The organism is Paenibacillus hubeiensis (assembly GCF_032334105.1).
Lineage (GTDB): Bacteria > Bacillota > Bacilli > Paenibacillales > Paenibacillaceae > Paenibacillus > Paenibacillus hubeiensis.
The window spans coordinates 42,566-63,098 of the sequence record NZ_JAVYAE020000024.1; the positions used below are offsets into that span (position 1 = coordinate 42,566).

The window sequence follows — 20,533 nt, forward strand, 5'->3', positions numbered from 1 at the left end:
TGGTAAAAGTTCCGGCCGTTACGCAGCCGCTTCACCTCTCCTTTTTTTCCTCTGCTCCTGCTCGAACCAAGCGATTACTAGTATAGTCATTTTCAAATTTTCTAAACGAAAGACAAGCAAAAAAAGACTCAACTTCCGAGCCTTTTCCGTCAACGACAACTTCTTATCCAGCTCAATGATCACGAACTTCCAAATACTTCTCCAGCTTGCGCTTGACGCGCTGAAGCGCATTATCAATCGATTTCACATGCCGATCCAGGTCTACGGCAATTTCCTGATAGGATCTTCCGTCCAAATACAGCATCAGCACTTTTCGTTCCAGGTCGCTCAGAATCTCCGACATTTTGTCTTCCAGGCCAACAAACTCTTCCTGGTTGATGATCAGTTCCTCTGGATCGCTAACCTGTGTTCCACAAATTACGTCGAGTAACGTACGATCGGATTCTTCGTCATAAATTGGCTTATCAAGTGACACATAGGAATTCAGCGGAATGTGCTTCTGCCGCGTCGCTGTCTTGATTGCCGTAATAATCTGCCTGGTAATGCACAGCTCGGCAAACGCTTTGAACGAGGCCAGCTTGTCCCCTTTGAAGTCCCGAATAGACTTGTAGAGGCCGATCATCCCTTCCTGAATGATGTCCTCCCGATCAGCCCCAATCAGAAAATAAGATCTCGCCTTGGCGCGTACGAAATTCCGATATTTGTTGATCAGATATTCCAGCGCTTCGCTCTCACCTTCACGGACCGCTTCGACAATGTCTTCGTCGCTTTGGTAATCATACTTGGATAACATGATATCTTTGAGGTCGACACTCACAGACAATCCCTCCGGCTGCAACGCAAGGTACCCCCGTTACTCTACTCTATGAAATATCCGACAGTATATATGATGCCACCTCACACCGTCAACCACGCCGTCCCTAAAAAAGATCATGAATAACATAATTGTCAAGAGTTTCAAGATTGAAATTTATGCCAGACATCGCCGAATTTCCCCGGATCACTCCCGGCGCCAGCGTTCGAATTGCTTTAATATTTCGGGACTCAGCTTGGCCCCAAGCGTATTTCGCGTGGATTTCGCCTGATCTTCTTCGAGCCGCTTTTGCAGTTCTTTTTCATTCTGCTCGACCTCGATGAGCAGCTCCCTGGCAGATACCCTTAGCGCTCCCTGACCGAAAATGACATGCTGTTCCACCATATCGCTGGTAGCTACGTAGATTTGGCGTCTTCGCGTGCTCAACTCCCGAACGAGTCTCTCGATGCATTCATCGGCCGTCTCTTTTTCCTTGGTAAAATAAATCTGAACCTTGCTCTGGGAATACGACTTGCCGAGTCCGGGCACGAGGTATGCGTCAAACACCACGATGACCCGGCGGCCGGAAAATGCCTGATAGTCCGCAAGGCGGGAAAGAAGCCGATTCCTCGCTTCCTCCAGCCCGCTTTCCGCCAATCGGGTCAGTTCCGGCCAGTCACCGATCATGTTGTACCCGTCCACAAGAAGCACATCACGGGAATCAGCCATGGCTGTTATCCTTGCGCTTGGCGCGACCGGAGCACTTCATACATGACAACGCCCGCAGCTACCGAAGCGTTGAGCGAATTGATCTGGCCTTGCATCGGCAGTTTGATGAGCACGTCGCATTTCTCGCGAATGAGCCGGCCCATGCCTTTGTTTTCGTTTCCGATCACAAGCGCTACGGGACCCGTGAACACGCCGTTGCCAAACACGTTCTCTGTCGCGGCAACGTCCGTGCCGACTACCCATACCCCTGCCTCTTTCAGCCGATCAATCGTTTGGCCCAGGTTGCTGACCCGGGCTACAGGCACGTATTCCACCGCTCCTGCCGAGGTTTTGGACACGGTTGCCGTAACGGCCGCCGAGCGGCGTTTGGGCACAATGACGCCATGGGCTCCCGTGCAGTCTGCCGTACGCAGGATGGAACCCAGGTTATGCGGATCTTCAATCTCGTCCAGCAAGATCAGGAAAGGAGGCTCGTCCTTTTTCGCAGCCGCGGCCAAAATGTCTTCTACTTCGACGTAAGCGTAGGGAGCGGCTTGGGCCACCACGCCCTGATGCTGAATGCCTGGAACCGCTTGGTCCAGCTTGCGTTTGTCCACGTGCTGGATAACGATCCCCAGTTTTTTGGCTTCCGCAATGATCGGTCCTGTCAAATGTTTTTGCGCCGTATCTGCAATCCATATTTTGTTGATGGTCCGGCCTGAACGCAGCGCCTCCGTGACGGAGTGTTTACCGGCAATCCATTCTTCTTCCATACTTCGTTCGATCCTCTCTGTAGCGCCAAGTTGTTGGGTCGGGCCGATTCGACAGCCGGTCCCCATGCTCAACTTCGCGCATTTCGTTGATTTTCCGTTTATTTCGTCAAGCTTTGGGCGTGTTCGATGCCCTGTGTAATCAACTCGATCATCCGTTCATGTTGTCCGCTGCTGTACAAATAGCCGATCAGGCATTCCAGCGCCGTGGCATGCCTGTACTCGAGCACGTCTGCATTTTTCGGAACGCTGCCCGACTTGGCGTTGCGTCCCTGCCGGACGATATCCTGTTCTTTTTCGTTCAGCAAACTTTCGATGCCTGCCAAAATTCGACTCTGGGCCTTGGCCGACACCAGCCCCGTCGCACTTCGATGCAAATGAGCGGGTCGCATATTGGGCTTGGACAGCAAATATTGTCGAACCGCGACTTCGTAAACCGCATCGCCGATGTAAGCAAGAGCGATCGGAGGAATCAGGTGGGCCGGACGCGAAGGGGGATACGGGAACCAGCCCCCGGCCGAGCGTTCCGCCGAACGACCGCCGGACGAATCCGCCGCCCCGCCTGCCGGCTCGACCTGCAGATCCGCGTCGTGTCCAGTCGTTTCAGCCACGTTGGAAGCGGTGGAGTCTATGGACGTTTTCTTCAGGCCCTCACTCATTTGCGCCGCCATCTCATGCCTTGTGCCGTATCCTCCAGCAAAATGCCTTCTGCCGACAAAATGTCGCGAATTTCATCGGCTCTTGCCCAGTTTTTCGCTTTGCGCGCTTCGGTGCGCTCTTCGATCAAACGCTCGATCTCCTCGTCCAGAAGCTCCGGCTCCGCTTCCGTATAAAGGCGGAGCACGGCGTTCAATTCCGCGAACAATTCCAGCAGCGCGCGAATGTCTCCCGCATTGACCACATCCTGCTGCAGCAGAAGATTGGCTTCGGCTGCCCATTCGAACAATGCCGTGATCGCGTCAGGCGTATTGAAATCGTCCTGCATCTTTTCATGATACTGGCTGCGAATCCGTTCCAGGCGGGCTGCCAGCTCCGCCGAAGTTTCCCGTTCCACCGTCACGGCCTGCAGGCGGTGCTTGAGGTTGCCCACAGCGTTCGCGATCCGGTCTACGCTTTTCTGAGCTTGCTCCATCGTATCCTCCGTAAAGTTCAACGGATTGCGATAATGCGTCGACAACATGAAATAACGGATGGCCTCGCGTTTGTATTGTGTTCGCAAATCTTTGACCAACACGCCGTTCCCGAGCGATTTCGACATTTTTTCGTTATCGATGCGGATAAAGCCGTTATGCATCCAATAATTGGCTAGCGGCTTGCCGGTCAGCACTTCGGATTGCGCGCATTCGCACTCATGGTGCGGGAACTGCAAATCCTGTCCTCCGCCATGGATATCAAGCGTGTCGCCCAAATATTCGCGCGCCATGGCCGAGCATTCGATATGCCAGCCCGGACGCCCGTCTCCCCATGGGCTCGACCAATAAATCTCTCCCGGCTTCGCAGCCTTCCAAAGCACGAAATCTTCGGGATGTTCCTTGCGCTCATCCACGCCGATGCGGATGCCGAACTGCAGCTCTTGCAGGTTTTGCTTGGACAATTTGCCATACTCGGGGAACTTGCCCGTGCGATAATAGACGTCCCCTCCGTTTTCATAGGCATACCCTTTGTCGACCAACTCACGGATAAAATCGATGATAAGCGGCATGTTCTCCGTTACGCGCGGATTGCTGCTCGCTCTCGGAATGCCCAATCCTTCAAGGTCTTCATAATACGCCGCGATGAACTTCTCGGCGACATGAGGCACATCCGTTCCAAGCTGCTCTGCTTTGCGGATGAGCTTGTCGTCGACATCGGTAAAATTCACGACATAATTCACTTCATGGCCGATCTGTTCAAGATAACCGCGAACCGCGTCGAAAAAGATCACCGGCCGGGCATTCCCGATGTGAATATAATCATATACGGTCGGGCCGCATACATACATTTTTACCTTCCCCTGCTCTTGGGGAACAAATTCTTCCTTCGCACGACTCATCGTATTATAAATATGAAGCGTCATAGTCACTTTCCTTTCGTCCGTTTCCGTATATAAAACCTGAACCTAAAATTCTGAACGTTAATCACCGTTCTTTGGCACGGGAGAGCAATCGTATCAACTGCCGCCTAACCGATGCAAGCCTCCGCCAAATTAACCTTTGCTTCCCCCGTTAATTGTATCACGCTCGCGCTCGGTTTCGCGCGCTGATTGCATTGTACGCATTTCGTCCCGCAATCGTTCGATTTCCTGCTGCATGCTGCGCAAGGAGTCAACGACCGGATCGGGAAGCTGCTGGTTCAAGCGATCCACCCGTTTGCCATCCCGTTTGACGATCTTACCCGGAATGCCCACCACCGTACTATTTGGCGGAACTTCCTTCAGCACGACCGAATTGGCGCCGATATTGCTCTGATCGCCGACGCGAAATGAACCCAGCACCTTTGCACCTGACGAGATAACCACATTATTGCCAATTGTGGGGTGTCTCTTTCCCTTTTCTTTCCCGGTCCCCCCGAGGGTCACCCCCTGGTAAATGACGACATCATCGCCGATCTCGCACGTTTCGCCAATCACGACGCCCATGCCGTGGTCAATGAACAACCGCTCGCCGATCGTTGCACCAGGGTGAATCTCAATACCTGTCATAAAGCGGCTGACTTGCGAAATAACCCGTGCCAAAGAAAACCATTTCCGTTTGTACAACGCGTGTGCCATGCGGTGTGCCCATATGGCGTGCAAGCCGGAATAGGTAAACACCACCTCAAACCAACCGCGCGCCGCCGGATCGTTTTCAAATACCGCCTGAATATCCGATCTGATCTTTTTGAACATGTTCTTCCCCTCTTGTTCAGTTCTGCGTTCTCCCGCTTGCGCAGGAAACAGGATCTTCATGATCGTGCGCCAAGCTCGAATCCTCTCTCATGCATTGGTGTACCGGGATTTTTAAAGCGAACCACCATCGCGCACCCTAATGGCTTCCCCAGGATAATCGCGAGTCCGCGCTCCCAGGTGCAATAAAAAAACGCCCCTGCAGCCCGAAGCTGCAGAGGCGTTGGTCGCGGTCCCACTCTGCTTGGTTCTTTCGTAAGCAACGCAAAATATGCGTAACGCACGCAAGAACCCTCTTGCGGTCCGGTAACGGGAACCACTCGGCATAACCTATCCTGACGTTTTCCTGATCTATTCGTGCTCAGGCGGGGCCGGATTCGGCTGTGCGGCTCACGGGCGCAATTCGGCTGACGGACAGCGGATGGCTCGCAGCCACCGCTCACAGGCCTTTTCAACCACCCTGCGAACGGGACCATCCTCTCTGGTGCTGTCCGGTTCAGCGTACTCCTCCCGGTCCTTGCCGTTTGTATGATTAACATAAATTAAACATCTAAAATCAAAACTTATGCCTTTGTGTTGCTATTATAGCGAAAAGGACAGAGACTGACAATAACGTTCCTTGCCTCAGACGCACAAAATGTTAAACGAGTTACGCGCCTTGAACCTGTGCGTGCAGACGCTCGATGACCGTATCCTTGCCCAGCAGCACGATCGTTTGGTTCAAATCGCGACCATGGGTTTGACCGGTCAACGCTACACGAATCGGCATAAAGAGCTGTTTGCCCTTAAACCCGGTTTCCTTCTGCACTTCCTTGATCAAAGCAGCCATTTTGCTTGGCGTGAATTCATCGCTGTCCTGTACCTTATCGGCAAAAGCCTTCAGCACGGTCGGCACTTGCTCCTCTGCCAGAACGGCACTTGCTTCCTCGTCCAGTTCCAGGCTCGAGCGGAAAAACACCTCAGACAAGGCCACGATGTCGGAAGCAGCCGTCATTTGCTCTTGGTACAAACGTACAAGCGCGTGCGCCCATTCCCGCTGCTCGGACGACAATTCGGCCGGAAGGCGGCCCGCTTTTTGCAAATGCGGAATGGCCATTTCGGCAATTCGTTCCGGATCGGCATTTTTGATGTAATGGTTGTTCAGGTAGGCCAGCTTGTTCGTATCGAAAACTGCCGGGCTCTTCGACAGGCGCTTCGTATCGAAAATGGAAATCAGCTGCTCTTGAGAGAAAATTTCCTCTTCCCCTTCCGGAGACCAGCCAAGCAAGGAAATGAAATTGAACAACGCTTCGGGCAAATAACCGAGCTCTTCATACTGCGAGATGAACTGAATGACGGATTCGTCGCGTTTGCTCAGCTTTTTGTGGTTCTCGCCTACGATCAGCGTCATGTGGCCGAATATCGGCGGCTCCCAGCCGAGCGCTTCGTAAATCATCAGCTGACGCGGCGTGTTCGAAATATGATCCTCTCCCCGCAGCACGTGGGTGATTTTCATCAGATGATCGTCAATGGCAACGGCGTAGTTGTACGTGGGAATGCCGTCTTTTTTTACGATGACGAAGTCACCGCTCTCTTTGCTGTTAAACGAAATAGTGCCCTTCACCATGTCATCGAACGTGTATACCCGCTCTTCAGGTACGCGGAAACGGATGCTAGCCACGCGGCCCTCGGCCTCGAACGCCTCAATTTGCTCCGGAGTCAGGTTCCGGTGCTTGCCTGAATAACGCGGCGTTTCGCCACGCGCGGTCTGCTCCTCACGCTCCTGCTCCAGTTCTTCTTCCGTGCAGTAGCAGCGGTATGCCAGCCCTTTATCCAATAATTCCTGCGTATATTTCCGGTAGATGTCAAGGCGCTCGGTTTGGCGGTACGGTCCGTATTCGCCGCCCACATCAATGCTCTCGTCCCAATCCATGCCCAGCCATTTCAAATATTTCAGCTGGCTTTCTTCCCCGCCCGCAATGTTGCGTTTCACGTCCGTATCCTCGATACGGATGATGAATTTTCCGTTATTGTGTTTGGCATACAAGTAGTTAAACAGCGCGGTCCGGGCATTCCCGATATGCAGGTGCCCCGTCGGACTCGGCGCATAGCGCACACGAACTTCCGTGCTCATACTATCTCCTCCGTCTCTAATTCGTTGATGATACCACGGGTCCCCGAACCAGGCAAACCACGGATTGGGCAGCTATGCCTTCTCCTCGGCCTGGGAATCCAAGCTGCTCGGTCGTCGTCGCTTTGACGTTGACTTGCTCCACGTCCGCTTCAAGCGCCTTGGCAATGATCTCCGCCATTTGAGGGATATACGGAGCCATTTTCGGCTTCTGGGCAATGATGGTCGAATCAATGTTACCCAGACGGTATCCACGCTCTTTGGCGAGCTTCCATACATGCTCAAGCAGCTTCAGACTATCGGCATCCTTGAATTCGGGATCCGTATCCGGGAAATGCTTGCCGATGTCTCCCAGCGCAAGCGCCCCGAGAATGGCATCGCTGATGGCATGCAGCAGCACGTCGGCATCGGAATGCCCCAGCAAACCTTTGTCATGCGGGATCGTGACTCCGCCAATAATGCACGGGCGCCCCTCTACCAGTTGGTGTACGTCAAACCCTTGTCCTACGCGTATCATTGTTTCTTCTCTCCCCCCAGCACAAATGCGGCATAATGCAAATCTTCCGGTGTAGTCAATTTGATATTGGTATAACTGCCTTCCACAACTTTGACGGACATGCCGTGGCGCTCCGCCAGCATGGCATCGTCCGTTCCCAGAAATCCGTCCCGTTCCGCCGACTCGTGCGCATGGAGCAGGGAAGAAAGACGAAAAGCCTGCGGGGTCTGAATGCTCCACAGACTGCTGCGTTCGGGCGTTGCAATGACGATGCCCTCAGCATTGACTTGTTTGATCGTATCCTTCACCGGTACAGCCAGCACGGCAGCTCCAATGTCTATCGCGGCCTGCATGCAAGTCCGAATCTGTTCCCCGCTCACAAAAGGACGAACCCCGTCGTGAACGAGGACCCACTCGGTGCCCAGAGCTTTTAAGCCTTCATGCACCGAATGTTGCCGCTCCTTCCCTCCGGGGATGACGCGTACGCGCGATTCCAGACGATATTCCTTTACCCATTTCAGGCAGCGTTCAACGTCCGCCGCTCCAGTCACCAGCACGATTTCGCCAATGTCGTCCAAAGCGGCAAACACTTCAAGCGTATGTATGAAAACGGGCTTGTCCTGCAGCAGCAGAAACTGCTTGCTCTCATCGGTACCCATTCGGGTTCCCCGTCCTGCTGCCACAACGACAACGCCCCATTCTTTCCTCATGCCGCGATCCCTGCCTTGTCTGTCAGTTTATCGCTGATCGATATTCCCGCGCCTCGGGACGCGTTCGGGCTATCGCCAAACGACACACTACCCATCATACCGCTTTATTGGGCTTTTTCCAACAGTTTCGGTTTCGCAAAAATCATTCGTCCCGCAGAAGTCTGCAGTACGCTGGTGACGAGCACCTCCATCATCAGGCCGATGTAATCGCGCCCGCCTTCAACTACGATCATGGTGCCGTCATCCAGATAAGCGACGCCCTGACCGTTTTCCTTGCCGTCCTTGATGATCTGTACCATGATCTCTTCGCCAGGCAGCACCACCGGCTTCACTGCATTGGCAAGGTCGTTGATGTTCAGCACCGAAACCCCTTGAAGCTCGCACACTTTGTTGAGGTTGAAATCGTTGGTTACCACTTTGCCCTGCAGTACTTTGGCCAGCTTGACCAGCTTGCTGTCGACCTCGGAAATCTCTTCGAAATCTCCTTCGTAGATCAAAACTTTAACGTCGAGCTCTTTCTGGATTTTGTTCAGAATGTCCAGACCACGCCGGCCGCGGTTACGCTTGAGCAGATCCGAGGAATCGGCAATATGCTGCAGCTCCTCCAGCACGAATTCCGGAATGACGATGGTTCCCTCAATGAATCCGGTTTTGCAGATATCCGCGATGCGGCCATCGATGATGACACTCGTATCCAAAATTTTGTGCTCCTCGAGCCGTCTCTCTTCTTCTGCACCATCGCCGTGTCCCCAGCGTCCGGACATCCAGAAGGCTGCCAGATCCTCTTTCTTTGCCATGGCCAGCATATATCCCGAATACGCACTGATCATCGTCAAAGCCAGCTGAAGCACTTCCCCGGATGTTCCCAACCATGCCAGGCACGGGGAGAGCAGCAGCGCAACGACAAGTCCTGTGAGGATGCCGGCTGCACCAGCAGCCAGTTCGTTCATCGGAATTTTGGCCAGTGCATCAATGCCATGATTCAATTTCGCGGCAAGCATTGTTCCTCCAATGCTGCATAATGCGATGAACAGCACCGCACCGAGAATGGTCGCTATGCCCGCGCCCAACAATCCTGCCGATTGAATCCATTCCGCCATCCAAGGGACCGATTTTCCAGCCAGTTGATATGCCGTGTAACCAAACCATGCACCGCACAATCCCGTAAAAGTTAAAATGCCTCTTTTCCACATAAGTCCCCTGCACCTCCTTCAAATGTTTTCTCATATCCAGTATGATCCAATTCGTGGATTGCTAATCCGTTAAACAAGAACTTTTTGGAAGTGAAGCAATCCTTGGTTGAAGGAGGTAAATTATTGGCATATAATGAATTCAATTCATAACCGAGGTGAGTGGGCAAAATGAGTACGCCAAGTTTACAGGCATTTCAGGATCAGGTTTCCGAGCTGTTGCTTCGTCATCGCAGTCTGATTGATGTACTGTCCAAAACGGGACAAGCCGGTGCTTCCGTGAACCGTGCCGTGTCCAAGGCCATTACCGAGTGTGGCTGCATTGAACTGCACGCCACCAAGCAGAAGTATGCTCCCGAGCGCAATATTGCGCAAAATACGCCCTTGCTCGAGACCCATGTGGAAGGTGAATTGTGCGAAAACTGCAAGGAGGTTATCAGCTCCGAACTGGGCCGCAACCTGTTTTATATGTCGGCACTCTGCAATCTGCTGAACATTAGCATGGAAGACGTCGTCGAAAGCGAGTCCCAGAAATGCTCGACGCTTGGCATGTTTAATTTGTCTTAAGTAAAATACAGATCACACGGCTTGCAAATCGTTAAATTAATATCACTTGCATAAATCATTTCCTGGCACCTAGGTGGCATGGAAAATAAATTCAAAAAAGCACGCCTCTTTCCTTTCGGAAAATGCGTGCTTTTCTCATGTTTCTTGGATCGGCTATGCAATAATAATGAACGGCACAACGTCAATTGGAATCACCGGGAGGATTTTTCGTCCTTGCGCTTTTTGGCCCGGTTTCGGGACGCGGTGGTTCGCATGTTATGTTTCATTCCGTAGAGTGCGTATAACACCAAGGGGATAAAAATCAGTTTGGATAACTGCTCCGGGAACATCACCGCCATCCCCACGGCCAGCAATACAACCCAGGGTGCGATCCATATCGCCTTTCGCGGAAAGCCCACTTTTTTGAAATTGGGATACTTGAGGGAGCTGACCATAAGATAAGACAACAAGAGCGTGGCAATCATCATGCTGACCGGACTGATGTCTTTATTGAACAACGTCAGCGTTGCAAGCACGCCTCCGGCTGCCGGAATCGGAAGACCCGTAAAATACCCCGGGATTCCGGGACGTACGTTAAAGCGAGCCAGACGGATCGCGCCGCAGATGGGGAAGCTTGCCGTGGCGATCCATGCCAGCATGGGCAGGGTGTCCTGAAACGATACCATGAACATGATCAGCGCTGGCGCTGCTCCAAACGAAACCATGTCCGAAAGGGAATCCAATTCTTTCCCGAAGTCGCTTTGAGCATCTAGAGCCCGGGCCACCCTGCCATCCAAACCATCCAGCAGCATGGCGATGATGACCATAATGGCAGCCAAGCTGTAACTTTCGTTGATTGCCAGCAGAATCGCCATCATTCCAAGAAACAGATTGCCCAGGGTAAAGAGATTCGGAATGAATCTTGTTATCATCGTTGTTCACCTCATCGTCTTGGAACCATTCTCGCAGAACCCTATTCACGTTCAAATATTCCATTCTTACCTGTTTACGGCACCGTGGAGTTAAAGGTTACATCTGTCTGTCAATGAACATCTGCTCCTGCAGACGTTTCAGGCCTTCCTTGATCGTGCGGGCACGGACTTCACCGATGCCGTCCACCTCATCCAATTCTTCGATCGTTGCCATGATCACGTGCGGAAGCTGTTCGAACCGTTCCACCAAATTGTGAATGATCACGTTGGGAAGACGAGGTATCTTATTCAATACCCTGAATCCGCGAGGCGCAACCGATTCTTCGGATGTCGCAGCGGAGGAAGGATAACCTAACAAACGCACGATATGATGCGCGTCCAGCAATTCGTCGTCAGACAACCGTTTCAATCCCAAAATGATATCGCGGATTTTTTCATCGCTATCGTCGCGCGCATAATCCTTATAGAGCAACCAGGCTTCTTCCTCCGTTGTGCCGACCAGTTCCTCCATTTGCATCGAAATCAGCCGTCCTTCGTTGCCAAGCTCGTGGATGTAACGTTTGATTTCCATTTTGATGCGCATGACCATCTCGGTCCGTTGGATGACATTGACCACCTCCGGAATCGTCACCAGCTCTTCGAATTCCGATGCGCTAAGATTCGTCAGAGCTTGCGTGAGAACCGCCTTGTATTTCTCCAGCGTCTGGATGGCCTGATTCGCTTTCGTCAAAATGACTCCGATCTCCTTGAGAGAGTATCGCAGCGTTCCTTGATAAAGAGTAATGATATTTCTCCGTTGGGAGATGGAAACGACGAGTTTTCCCGTTTGCTTTGCCACACGTTCCGCCGTCCGGTGACGAATGCCCGTCTCTGAGGACGAGATCGATGAATCCGGGATCAGCTGAGTATTGGCATATAAAATGCGCTTCAAATCTTCGCTAAGAATGATGGCGCCGTCCATTTTGGCAAGCTCATACAAATAGTTCGGGGAGAAGTCGCAATTAATGGAGAATCCTCCATCCACCACTTCCATAACCTCGGGACTGTAGCCGACGACCAGCAATGCTCCCGTTTTGGCGCGCAGCACGTTCTCCAACCCTTCCCGGAACGGTGTGCCTGGCGCGATCAGCCTTAATAAATCATTCATTTTATCCAGTTGGCTCGAATCCTTCATCTCTTATGCCCCCTAATCTAAAGCAACCGCTAGTGCATCTGCCACAGTATTCACACCGATCAACTGTATTCCGCGGGGATGCTTCCATCCCTTCAAACTTTTTTCGGGTAAAATGACCCGTTTAAATCCAAGCTTCTCCGCTTCCTTTACGCGCTGTTCTGCACGCGATACCGCTCTGACCTCCCCCGTCAGGCCGATTTCGCCAAAAATGACGTCATCCGGCTTGGTCGGCACATCCCGCAAGCTGGATGCTATACTGACCGCGACGGCCAGGTCAACAGCCGGCTCATCCAGACGGACTCCGCCCGCCACGTTCAGATAGGCGTCTTGCGTTTGCAAAAACATGCCCATCCTTTTCTCCAGCACGGCAATGATCAGGTTTAAACGATGATGATCGATGCCTGTCGCCATCCGGCGCGGGGATGGAAAGTGGGTTGCCGATATCAGCGCCTGCAGTTCCACAAGCATCGGCCGCGTGCCTTCCATGCTGGCGACGACGGTAGATCCTGCCACGCCGAGCGGGCGCTCCGACAAAAACAATTCGGAAGGGTTGCCCACTTCGCGCAGCCCATCCTCGCCCATTTCGAAAATGCCGATCTCGTTCGTTGAGCCGAAACGGTTTTTGACCGCTCGCAACAAGCGATACGTGTGGTGACGCTCTCCCTCGAAATAAAGAACGCAATCCACCATATGCTCCAGCAAGCGGGGACCCGCAATGGCTCCTTCCTTCGTAACATGCCCCACAAGTACGGTTGCAATGCCCTTGCCTTTCGCAATTCGCATGAATCGCGAGGTACACTCCCTGACTTGGGCAACGCTGCCGGGGGCGCTGGTCACCTCGGGCAAGTACACGGTCTGGATCGAATCGATGACAAGAAAATGCGGTTGGATCTGCTCCACCGCCTCTTCAACACGTTCCATATTCGTCTCGCATAAAACGTACAATTCGGGCGATAACGCATTGAGGCGATCTGCCCGCAATTTGGTTTGTTTCACCGACTCCTCTCCCGAAACGTATAACACCCTCAAACCTGAATGGGTTAACGCATGGGATGTCTGAAGCATCAGCGTGGATTTCCCGATTCCGGGGTCTCCCCCCACCAATACAAGGGAGCCTGGAACGATGCCGCCGCCCAGCACGCGGTTCAACTCACCGATGCCCGTATGCACGCGAGGTTCCTGGCCACTATCTATGTTTATGATGGGAAGGGGTTTATCTTTACTGTCAAACAGAGGTGAATTTCTCCCCTGCGTTTTGACAATTGTTTCCGTTTCCTCCACCATGGAGTTCCAGGATTGGCAGCCCGGGCATTTGCCGTACCACTTCGGGGCTTCGTAGCCGCATTCTGTACACTGAAACTTGGTCTTTGTTTTAGCCACTTCAGCCTCCTGAAAAGTTTTATTTTATTTCAACGTTTTGCATTTTTCGACGAATTTTGACCCGAACATCCTGACAGGCAGGCATACTAAAAGTTTACCATTGTTTGAGATTTTTCGTAAAGGATTATCGTAAACTTTACACATGTTGTTGCATAGCAAAAAGAGGCCCGCCAAAAATCGGCAGGCCTCTTTGTACTTAACGTCCGATCGGCCGAAGCCGAAAGGAATAACTTTATGGTCGGATCTAGGACGGAACCCGTCCATGAAGATCCGGTTATTTGGTTTCGATTTCCTCATTGGCAGGAGCAATTTCCTTTTTCGTAACCGACAGCTCGCCGTCTTTTTCATCAATCAACAACGAATCGCCTTTCTTTACGCTGCCTGTGAGCAATTCTTCGGACAGACGATCCTCGATGTGCTTCTGAATGGCCCGGCGCAATGGACGTGCACCGTAAGCGGGATCAAAGCCTGCTTTAGCCAGGAACGCTTTGGCCGAATCCGTCAATTCGAAGTCCACATCGTAATCACGCAGACGTTTGCGCAGTTCTTCGCTCATAAGAGAAACGATCTCGGCGATATGTTTCTCTTCGAGAGAATGGAATACGATGATTTCGTCGATCCGGTTCAAGAACTCCGGACGGAAGCTTTTCTTCAGCTCATCCATCACTTTGCCCTTCATGTTGCTGTAATCGGCGCCCGCATCCATAACCGCGGTGAAGCCGAGCGTGGAATTGCGTTTGATCGCTTCAGCTCCGACATTGGATGTCAGAATGATGAGGGTATTGCGGAAGTCGACAACCCGGCCCTTGGAATCGGTCAGGCGTCCATCCTCCAGCACCTGCAGCAAGATGTTGAACACTTCAGGGTGTGCCTTCTCAACTTCGTCCAGCAATACGACGGAATATGGTTTGCGGCGCACTTTCTCGGTCAGCTGACCGCCTTCTTCATAACCAACGTATCCTGGGGGCGCTCCGACCAGGCGAGCCGTGGAGTGTTTCTCGCCATATTCGGACATGTCGATGCGGATTACCGCATTTTCGTCACCGAACATCGCTTCTGCCAAGGCACGAGCCAGCTCGGTTTTACCGACCCCGGTTGGACCGAGGAAGATGAAGGAGCCCATTGGACGCTTCGGATCTTTCAGACCGGCACGTGCGCGGCGTACGGCACGGCTCACGGATTTAACGGCTTCATCCTGACCGATGACGCGTTCATGCAAAATTTGCTCCAGATTCAGCAAACGCTGAGTTTCTTCTTCTTTCAGCTTGTTCACCGGAATGCCGGTCCAGTTCGCTACGACTTGAGCGATGTCTTCCGGTGTTACTTCGGAATCGGTGCGTCCCTGTTTTTCTTTCCATTGGTTTTTGGTCAGATCCAGTTCTTCGCGAATTTTTTGTTCAGTATCGCGCAGCGCTGCCGCTTTTTCGAATTCCTGGCTTTGGACGGCTGCGTCTTTCTCCTTGCGGATATCTTCAAGACGGCCTTCCAGCTGTTTCAGATTCGGCGGAATGGTATACGAGTTCAGCCTTACTTTGGAACCCGCTTCGTCAATCAGGTCAATCGCTTTGTCTGGCAGGAAACGATCCGTAATATACCGATCGGACAGTTTCACGGCCTGTACAATGGCCTCATCCGTAATTTTCACGCGGTGATGCGCTTCGTAACGATCACGCAAGCCGTGCAAAATTTGAATGGCTTCTTCCGGAGAAGGCTGATCCACCGTAATCGGTTGGAAACGGCGCTCCAACGCAGCGTCTTTCTCGATGTATTTGCGGTACTCATCCAGCGTTGTTGCCCCGATGCATTGCAGCTCACCGCGTGCCAAGGCCGGTTTCAGGATGTTGGAAGCATCGATGGCGCCTTCGGCTCCACCTGCACCAATCAGGGTGTGCAGCTCGTCAATGAACAGCACGATGTTGCCTGCCTGACGAATTTCGTCCATGATTTTTTTCAAACGATCTTCGAATTCGCCCCGGTATTTCGTACCTGCAACGACCGAACCCATATCCAGAGTCATTACGCGTTTGTCTCGCAGCGTTTCCGGAATTTCGTTATTGATGATTTTTTGGGCAAGGCCTTCGGCAATCGCCGTTTTACCTACGCCCGGCTCCCCGATCAATACCGGGTTGTTTTTGGTGCGGCGGCTCAACACCTGAATTACGCGTTCGATTTCCTTGCTGCGGCCAATAACCGGATCAAGGTTGTTTTCTTTCGCGTATGCCGTCAAATCGCGGGCCAAGCTGTCCAGCGTTGGCGTGCTAACGTTCGCAGGTGCTCCATTATGGCTGGATACCGCTTCGCTGCTGCCAAGCAATTGCAATACTTGCTGACGAGCCTTGTTGAGGCTAATACCCAAATTGTTGAGCACACGTGCCGCAACGCCTTCACCCTCGCGGATCAGACCAAGCAAAATATGTTCTGTGCCCACATAAGTGTGGCCCAGCTTGCGTGCCTCATCCATGGACAATTCGATCACTTTTTTCGCACGAGGCGTATATGCAATGTTCGTAGGCTGCTCCTGGCCGCGGCCAATCAGCGTCTCTACTTCATCTTGAATTTTTTCCAATCCGAGTCCCAGGCCGATCAGCGCTTTGGCCGCAATGCCTTCGCCTTCTCGAATGAGGCCGAGCAAAATATGCTCTGTACCGATGTTATTGTGACCGAGACGGACAGCTTCTTCCTGCGCGAGTGCGAGCACCTTCTGGGCCCGTTCCGTAAATCTTCCAAACATCATATCTCCTGCACCTCCATGGTTTTGGATATAAGCGGGACCATTCTAATTTAAAGGCTCCGCTGTAGTAATCTTTGTTGTGATGCTTTTTTGCGGCCATATGCCGCGAATAATATCATTATATAAAAGCCGCTTTAACGCGGACGTGAAACCCAAATCGATTCTCTGGTGAAGCTGTTAGGAATTTTTGGTTGTACTGATCGTATCACGAATCAGCTGCGCACGGTAGATGTCCCGTTCATCCGCTCGCATGTCTTCCCCGAACGTTTTCTGCAAAAAGCCGGGTTGCGTCATGACGTTAAGCTCATTCATGACGGGGATGGACAATCCATCAAGGAGGCCAAGGTCCACACCCAACCTGACGTCGGAAAGGCGCTGTGCCGCTTCTTTGGAATCCATGACAGCCGCATAGGACAAAATACCGTAAGAACGCATCACCCTATCCGTGATTCGCAGCCTGGAGTCCGTCATCAAACGTTTTCTCGCTGTACGTTCATGCTCGATAATTTGGAGCACCACGCCGTGCAGATTGTCGATGACTTCCTGCTCCGTCTGTCCAAGCGTAATCTGGTTGGAAATCTGGAACAGGTTTCCCATCGCCTCACTGCCTTCCCCATAGATGCCTCGTACGGTAAGCCCCACTTGGGAAACGGCCGTCAAAATACGGCCAATCTGCTGTGTCATGACCAGTGCAGGCAGATGCATCATGACCGATGCTCTGACCCCTGTGCCTACATTCGTCGGACAGCTGGTCAGATAACCTCTTCGATCATCGAAGGCATAATCCACATGGGCTTCAAAAGCATCATCGATCGAAGATGCCCTCTCCCACGCTTCCTTCACCTGAAACCCCGGATAAAGACATTGGATGCGCAGATGGTCCTCTTCGTTAATCATGATGCTGATGGATTCATCCTCGCTCAGAATGACGGCGCCATTTCTGGACTCGCTCGCCAAGCTGGGACTGATCAGATGTTTCTCGACGAGCACCCTTTTATCAAGGTCAGGGACATCTGCCAATTCCAACGTGTGGAAGTTGGCAAAAGCCCGAATATCATCATGTTGAAGCACTTCGCTCAGTTTGTTCAGCACTTCTTCGGATTGCTGGTTGGTGGCCAGCATCGGAAACGGATAGTGCTGCAGGTTGCGGGCGATTCGAACGCGGCTGCTGATGACGATTTCGGAATCGGCTGCATCGCTTCGCATCCAGTCGCTTAGTGCCTGTTCCGTGAAGCGCAGACTAGGCATTTGCATATCCCTCCTACTCATGACTCTTGACCAAACTTTACTCCTGGGCCAGCCGTTTTTCAAGCTCCCGGATCTGATCGCGGATCCCCGCGGCGGCTTCGAATTCCTCTCCGGCAATGCTTTCCTGAAGGTCCTTCTTCAGATCGGCGATTTGCCGTTTCAGCTTGATGCGCCCCCCCGCTCTCGCAGGGACCTTACCCACATGAGAGGTGCTGCCATGCACCCGCTTGAATAACGGATCCAGCCGACTGTCGAAATATTTATAACATGAGCTGCAGCCGAATCGGCCGATTTTGCTAAACTGTGAATAGGTCATTCCGCACTCTTCGCATCTCAGCGATTGTGGAGAGGATGCGCCTGCGGAGCCGTTTTTGCCGGCAGGATCGAAATCAAGCAACCCCGACAACAGGTTGTGAATCGAGAATCCGCCTGCTGTTCCAGGGATAATCTCCCCTTTTTCGCGAGCACATGACTCGCAAATATGAAATTCCGTCTTTTCTCCATTTACGATTTTCGTGAAATGAAGTGTCGCCGGACGTTTGTTGCATTCCTGGCACAGCATAATGATGTACCCCCCAAACGTTTTATTTACCGAGCAACGAGATGATCATTGCTTTCAACATTCTGGCACGAATTTGATCCCGGTAAGGAAGTTTGACCATTATAATTTCCCTCGACATCGCGGCACGCATTAAAGCTGCCTCCCGCTTGCTCAGGAAACGCGCTTCCTCAAGTTGATAAATCAGCCCCTCAGCCGCCGTCTGCCCGATCTCCTCGCCTATGCTATGGTGCAAATGGTGATGTAGGTCCGAATGTGCGGGCAATTCGATCCGTTGTATCCGGACATAACCGCCGCCACCACGTTTGCTTTCGACCAGGTAACCTTTTTCGAGCGTAAAACGCGTGCTGATGACATAGTTGATCTGCGAAGGCACGCATGAGAATTGATCAGCAAGGTCGTTGCGCTGAATCTCAATCATCCCCTCGGGACTTTCATGCAAAATACTCTTCAGATATTGTTCGATAACATCAGAGATATTACGCATCGACTCATCCTCCACTGTTTGAAACGTTAAGTCAATTAGGACCCACACGCCCCCACAGAGTACAACCTCTCCCCCATTTTAACCATTCAAGGAAACAACGAATCTGCATTCCAAGCCGGCAACCGGTGGGTGAGGACGCTTGAAGTTCTGATGGAAATTCGCCTTATCACCACAAGATCAAGGCTGATTTCGACTTTCAGTTGACTTTGACTTTCTTTGACTTTGTTTACATTATAACATATTCTGTGGTTTTGCCAAGAGGGGTCTTCCTTCATTTTTTACGATTTTACACGAAATATTCCGCATATACAAAAAAACCTCTCTCCATCGTGGAAAGAAGTCCTTTTGTCTTCCATTTTCTCCGTATCTCTCGTTAAGCGCTCCATGCCCCAATCGGGAATTCCTCGCTCCCCACCGTTTCCGGCAGGACATCTCAAAAAAAGTCCAGCAGATACGTCTCCCTATTCGGAATGGCCCGTTCCAGTGCGGCCACACTCTCCGTATTGCCTTCAATACGACCCATAGCCAACAGCTCCGAAGGTCTTTTATAGCCCAAAAGCATCGTTGTTAGCGTCTGAATGCTGACCTTGACGTCTTGGCCGTTCGCGTTCGTTTCTGCAGAAGACTTCCAGATGGAGGCCGTGCCGTTTAACGCAATATTCAATTCCCATACGCCCTCATTCCACGGAGCATGTTCGTCCTGGACTTGAAGCATAAGGCGAATCGGGGAATCCAGGTCTGCAAAAGGGTACTGCGATACAAACTGCTCCACGCTCACGATTCGCGCCATAAAGTATGGAACGATCTCCTGCTGGATTCGCGGATTATCCAGTCGAAAAGCAAGATCATCGCTCGCAGGCGCCTGAAGCGTCACCTCTTCGATCATGGAATCGTGGTTGGCAATGAATGTCCAGAGCCCCTGTTTCGCTTCTTCGTTCAGGCAGACCATCTCATCGATGGTAAACTTGCGATCCTTCACCTCGTATAAAACGTAGCCCTGCGGTTGTTTGGCTGCATCGTAATACACGGCCTTCTGGCTGGTACCTTCCGTCAATACGGAGTACTCCCACCAATTTCGATCCCGAACGAGCGTTCCGTTAAACCGGCTTGCGTAAGCCTGGTATATCGTATCGAGCAGTTCGAGCTCAGGCTCACCCCGACGAATCGTACCAGGGGTCTCCTTCTTTGCAGGCAGATGCGTTACCGGGACTCGATACTTCTTGTATTCGATGTACGCTTCCCATCCGTATTTGCGGTAAAAGCCAAATGAAAATGGATGTAAAAACGAAATGCTTTGCTTGTTGCGATTCATCTCTTTTAGCGCATGGCGCAATAAGCTGGCGACCCATCCTTTGCGTCGATATTCGGGCCAGGTGGCAACTCCCGCAATCCCGCCCATGGCAAACGCCTTTTCATGAATATAGGTCTCAAAAGGAACAATGTGGAGCTTCGCTCCCAGTTGTCCTCCTTCATATACACCCCATGTGTCCTGAGCATTAAACTGGCTGCGCCGCTTCTCCTTCTTTTCTTCGGTCAAAACGTACTGAAAGGCATACTGGGAGAGCGCAATGCTGTCTTCGTAGTCATCTGTCGTTAATTTGCGAATGTCCATATCCTTCTGCACCTCGTTCTCTGAATTTTCGGATTGAGCCACTATAAGCCATTGATCCAAAAGAATGTCTTATCTTATGAGTCTGTCAGAGGTACGGAACAAAGTCAATTCATGTATACTTATTATTATAAAATAAAAAAACCACCACCGATGACATCGGCAGTGGTTCTTCGCTTGGCGGCTTCCTACTCTCCCAGGACCCTGCGGTCCAAGTACCATCGGCG

General features: G+C 51.9%; 19 protein-coding genes. 1 reads left to right on the plus strand and 18 read right to left on the minus strand.

What is annotated here, in order from left to right:
- Positions 1-172: 172 nt before the first annotated feature.
- From sigH to RSX24_RS30925, 10 genes are all read right to left on the minus strand, one after another.
- Positions 173-817 carry an RNA polymerase sporulation sigma factor SigH gene (sigH, locus tag RSX24_RS30880; RefSeq protein WP_236421383.1) on the minus strand — a complete coding sequence of 215 codons (645 nt, stop codon included), beginning with the start codon at positions 815-817 and terminating at the stop codon, positions 173-175.
- Positions 818-1,000: 183 nt separating this feature from the next.
- On the minus strand, positions 1,001-1,522 hold the full coding sequence (locus RSX24_RS30885) for an NYN domain-containing protein (protein ID WP_343262750.1): 522 nt from the start codon (positions 1,520-1,522) through the stop codon (positions 1,001-1,003).
- Positions 1,523-1,527: 5 nt separating this feature from the next.
- Positions 1,528-2,274 (minus strand): 23S rRNA (guanosine(2251)-2'-O)-methyltransferase RlmB, encoded by a 747-nt coding sequence (gene rlmB, locus RSX24_RS30890; RefSeq protein ID WP_339274795.1) that lies wholly within the window; start codon positions 2,272-2,274, stop codon positions 1,528-1,530.
- Positions 2,275-2,372: 98 nt separating this feature from the next.
- A complete protein-coding gene (locus RSX24_RS30895) occupies positions 2,373-2,747 on the minus strand; it encodes a Mini-ribonuclease 3 (protein WP_236421430.1) in 375 nt (124 codons plus the stop codon).
- Positions 2,748-2,926: 179 nt separating this feature from the next.
- Positions 2,927-4,327: a cysteine--tRNA ligase gene (cysS, locus tag RSX24_RS30900; RefSeq protein ID WP_343262752.1), complete on the minus strand. Its 1,401-nt coding sequence runs from the start codon at positions 4,325-4,327 to the stop codon at positions 2,927-2,929.
- 129 nt (positions 4,328-4,456) lie between these two features.
- A complete protein-coding gene (gene cysE, locus RSX24_RS30905; RefSeq protein ID WP_236421379.1) occupies positions 4,457-5,137 on the minus strand; it encodes a serine O-acetyltransferase in 681 nt (226 codons plus the stop codon).
- Between the two features lie 646 nt (positions 5,138-5,783).
- Positions 5,784-7,247, minus strand: coding sequence for a glutamate--tRNA ligase (gene gltX / locus RSX24_RS30910; RefSeq protein WP_236421378.1), 1,464 nt, complete (start codon positions 7,245-7,247; stop codon positions 5,784-5,786).
- 16 nt (positions 7,248-7,263) lie between these two features.
- Positions 7,264-7,761, minus strand: a complete 498-nt coding sequence (gene ispF, locus RSX24_RS30915; RefSeq protein ID WP_236421377.1) for a 2-C-methyl-D-erythritol 2,4-cyclodiphosphate synthase — start codon at positions 7,759-7,761, stop codon at positions 7,264-7,266.
- A complete protein-coding gene (gene ispD / locus RSX24_RS30920; protein ID WP_343262753.1) occupies positions 7,758-8,450 on the minus strand; it encodes a 2-C-methyl-D-erythritol 4-phosphate cytidylyltransferase in 693 nt (230 codons plus the stop codon). Before ispD ends, ispF begins: the two co-directional genes overlap by 4 nt.
- A gap of 104 nt (positions 8,451-8,554) precedes the next feature.
- Positions 8,555-9,643, minus strand: a complete 1,089-nt coding sequence (locus RSX24_RS30925) for a PIN/TRAM domain-containing protein (RefSeq protein WP_236421375.1) — start codon at positions 9,641-9,643, stop codon at positions 8,555-8,557.
- Between the two features lie 168 nt (positions 9,644-9,811).
- Here RSX24_RS30925 and RSX24_RS30930 point away from each other — a divergent pair, with 168 nt between their 5' ends.
- Positions 9,812-10,207 carry a nucleoside triphosphate pyrophosphohydrolase family protein gene (locus RSX24_RS30930; protein WP_236421374.1) on the plus strand — a complete coding sequence of 132 codons (396 nt, stop codon included), beginning with the start codon at positions 9,812-9,814 and terminating at the stop codon, positions 10,205-10,207.
- Between the two features lie 191 nt (positions 10,208-10,398).
- Here RSX24_RS30930 and pssA read toward each other — a convergent pair whose 3' ends face one another.
- The 8 genes from pssA to RSX24_RS30970 all read right to left on the minus strand — a co-directional run bounded on the left by pssA (position 10,399) and on the right by RSX24_RS30970 (position 20,309).
- The gene (gene pssA, locus RSX24_RS30935) at positions 10,399-11,118 is read right to left on the minus strand and encodes a CDP-diacylglycerol--serine O-phosphatidyltransferase (RefSeq protein WP_343262754.1); all 720 of its coding nucleotides are present in this window, start codon (positions 11,116-11,118) and stop codon (positions 10,399-10,401) included.
- Positions 11,119-11,215: 97 nt separating this feature from the next.
- A complete protein-coding gene (gene disA, locus RSX24_RS30940) occupies positions 11,216-12,292 on the minus strand; it encodes a DNA integrity scanning diadenylate cyclase DisA (protein ID WP_236421372.1) in 1,077 nt (358 codons plus the stop codon).
- A 12-nt stretch (positions 12,293-12,304) separates the two neighbouring features.
- On the minus strand, positions 12,305-13,672 hold the full coding sequence (gene radA, locus RSX24_RS30945) for a DNA repair protein RadA (protein ID WP_236421371.1): 1,368 nt from the start codon (positions 13,670-13,672) through the stop codon (positions 12,305-12,307).
- A gap of 274 nt (positions 13,673-13,946) precedes the next feature.
- Positions 13,947-16,406 (minus strand): ATP-dependent protease ATP-binding subunit ClpC, encoded by a 2,460-nt coding sequence (clpC, locus tag RSX24_RS30950; protein ID WP_236421370.1) that lies wholly within the window; start codon positions 16,404-16,406, stop codon positions 13,947-13,949.
- Between the two features lie 174 nt (positions 16,407-16,580).
- Positions 16,581-17,651 (minus strand): protein-arginine kinase McsB, encoded by a 1,071-nt coding sequence (gene mcsB / locus RSX24_RS30955; protein ID WP_236421369.1) that lies wholly within the window; start codon positions 17,649-17,651, stop codon positions 16,581-16,583.
- A 37-nt stretch (positions 17,652-17,688) separates the two neighbouring features.
- On the minus strand, positions 17,689-18,213 hold the full coding sequence (gene mcsA / locus RSX24_RS30960; RefSeq protein ID WP_236421368.1) for a protein-arginine kinase activator protein McsA: 525 nt from the start codon (positions 18,211-18,213) through the stop codon (positions 17,689-17,691).
- Positions 18,214-18,235: 22 nt separating this feature from the next.
- Entirely contained in the window at positions 18,236-18,697 is a 462-nt protein-coding gene (locus RSX24_RS30965) for a CtsR family transcriptional regulator (RefSeq protein ID WP_236421367.1), read from the minus strand.
- Between the two features lie 433 nt (positions 18,698-19,130).
- Entirely contained in the window at positions 19,131-20,309 is a 1,179-nt protein-coding gene (locus tag RSX24_RS30970) for a GNAT family N-acetyltransferase (protein ID WP_343262755.1), read from the minus strand.
- Between the last annotated feature and the right edge of the window lie 224 nt (positions 20,310-20,533).

Coding starts and splice junctions, on each gene's coding strand:
- pssA (WP_343262754.1), bottom strand. CDS start 11,118: ATGATAACAAGATTCATTCCGAATCTCTTTACCCTGGGCAATCTGTTT.
- RSX24_RS30885 (WP_343262750.1), bottom strand. CDS start 1,522: ATGGCTGATTCCCGTGATGTGCTTCTTGTGGACGGGTACAACATGATC.
- mcsA (WP_236421368.1), bottom strand. CDS start 18,213: ATGCTGTGCCAGGAATGCAACAAACGTCCGGCGACACTTCATTTCACG.
- ispF (WP_236421377.1), bottom strand. CDS start 7,761: ATGATACGCGTAGGACAAGGGTTTGACGTACACCAACTGGTAGAGGGG.
- RSX24_RS30930 (WP_236421374.1), top strand. CDS start 9,812: ATGAGTACGCCAAGTTTACAGGCATTTCAGGATCAGGTTTCCGAGCTG.
- RSX24_RS30925 (WP_236421375.1), bottom strand. CDS start 9,643: ATGTGGAAAAGAGGCATTTTAACTTTTACGGGATTGTGCGGTGCATGG.
- cysS (WP_343262752.1), bottom strand. CDS start 4,327: ATGACGCTTCATATTTATAATACGATGAGTCGTGCGAAGGAAGAATTT.
- mcsB (WP_236421369.1), bottom strand. CDS start 17,651: ATGCCTAGTCTGCGCTTCACGGAACAGGCACTAAGCGACTGGATGCGA.
- RSX24_RS30965 (WP_236421367.1), bottom strand. CDS start 18,697: ATGCGTAATATCTCTGATGTTATCGAACAATATCTGAAGAGTATTTTG.
- gltX (WP_236421378.1), bottom strand. CDS start 7,247: ATGAGCACGGAAGTTCGTGTGCGCTATGCGCCGAGTCCGACGGGGCAC.
- clpC (WP_236421370.1), bottom strand. CDS start 16,406: ATGATGTTTGGAAGATTTACGGAACGGGCCCAGAAGGTGCTCGCACTC.
- ispD (WP_343262753.1), bottom strand. CDS start 8,450: ATGAGGAAAGAATGGGGCGTTGTCGTTGTGGCAGCAGGACGGGGAACC.
- RSX24_RS30970 (WP_343262755.1), bottom strand. CDS start 20,309: ATGGACATTCGCAAATTAACGACAGATGACTACGAAGACAGCATTGCG.
- disA (WP_236421372.1), bottom strand. CDS start 12,292: ATGAAGGATTCGAGCCAACTGGATAAAATGAATGATTTATTAAGGCTG.
- cysE (WP_236421379.1), bottom strand. CDS start 5,137: ATGTTCAAAAAGATCAGATCGGATATTCAGGCGGTATTTGAAAACGAT.
- rlmB (WP_339274795.1), bottom strand. CDS start 2,274: ATGGAAGAAGAATGGATTGCCGGTAAACACTCCGTCACGGAGGCGCTG.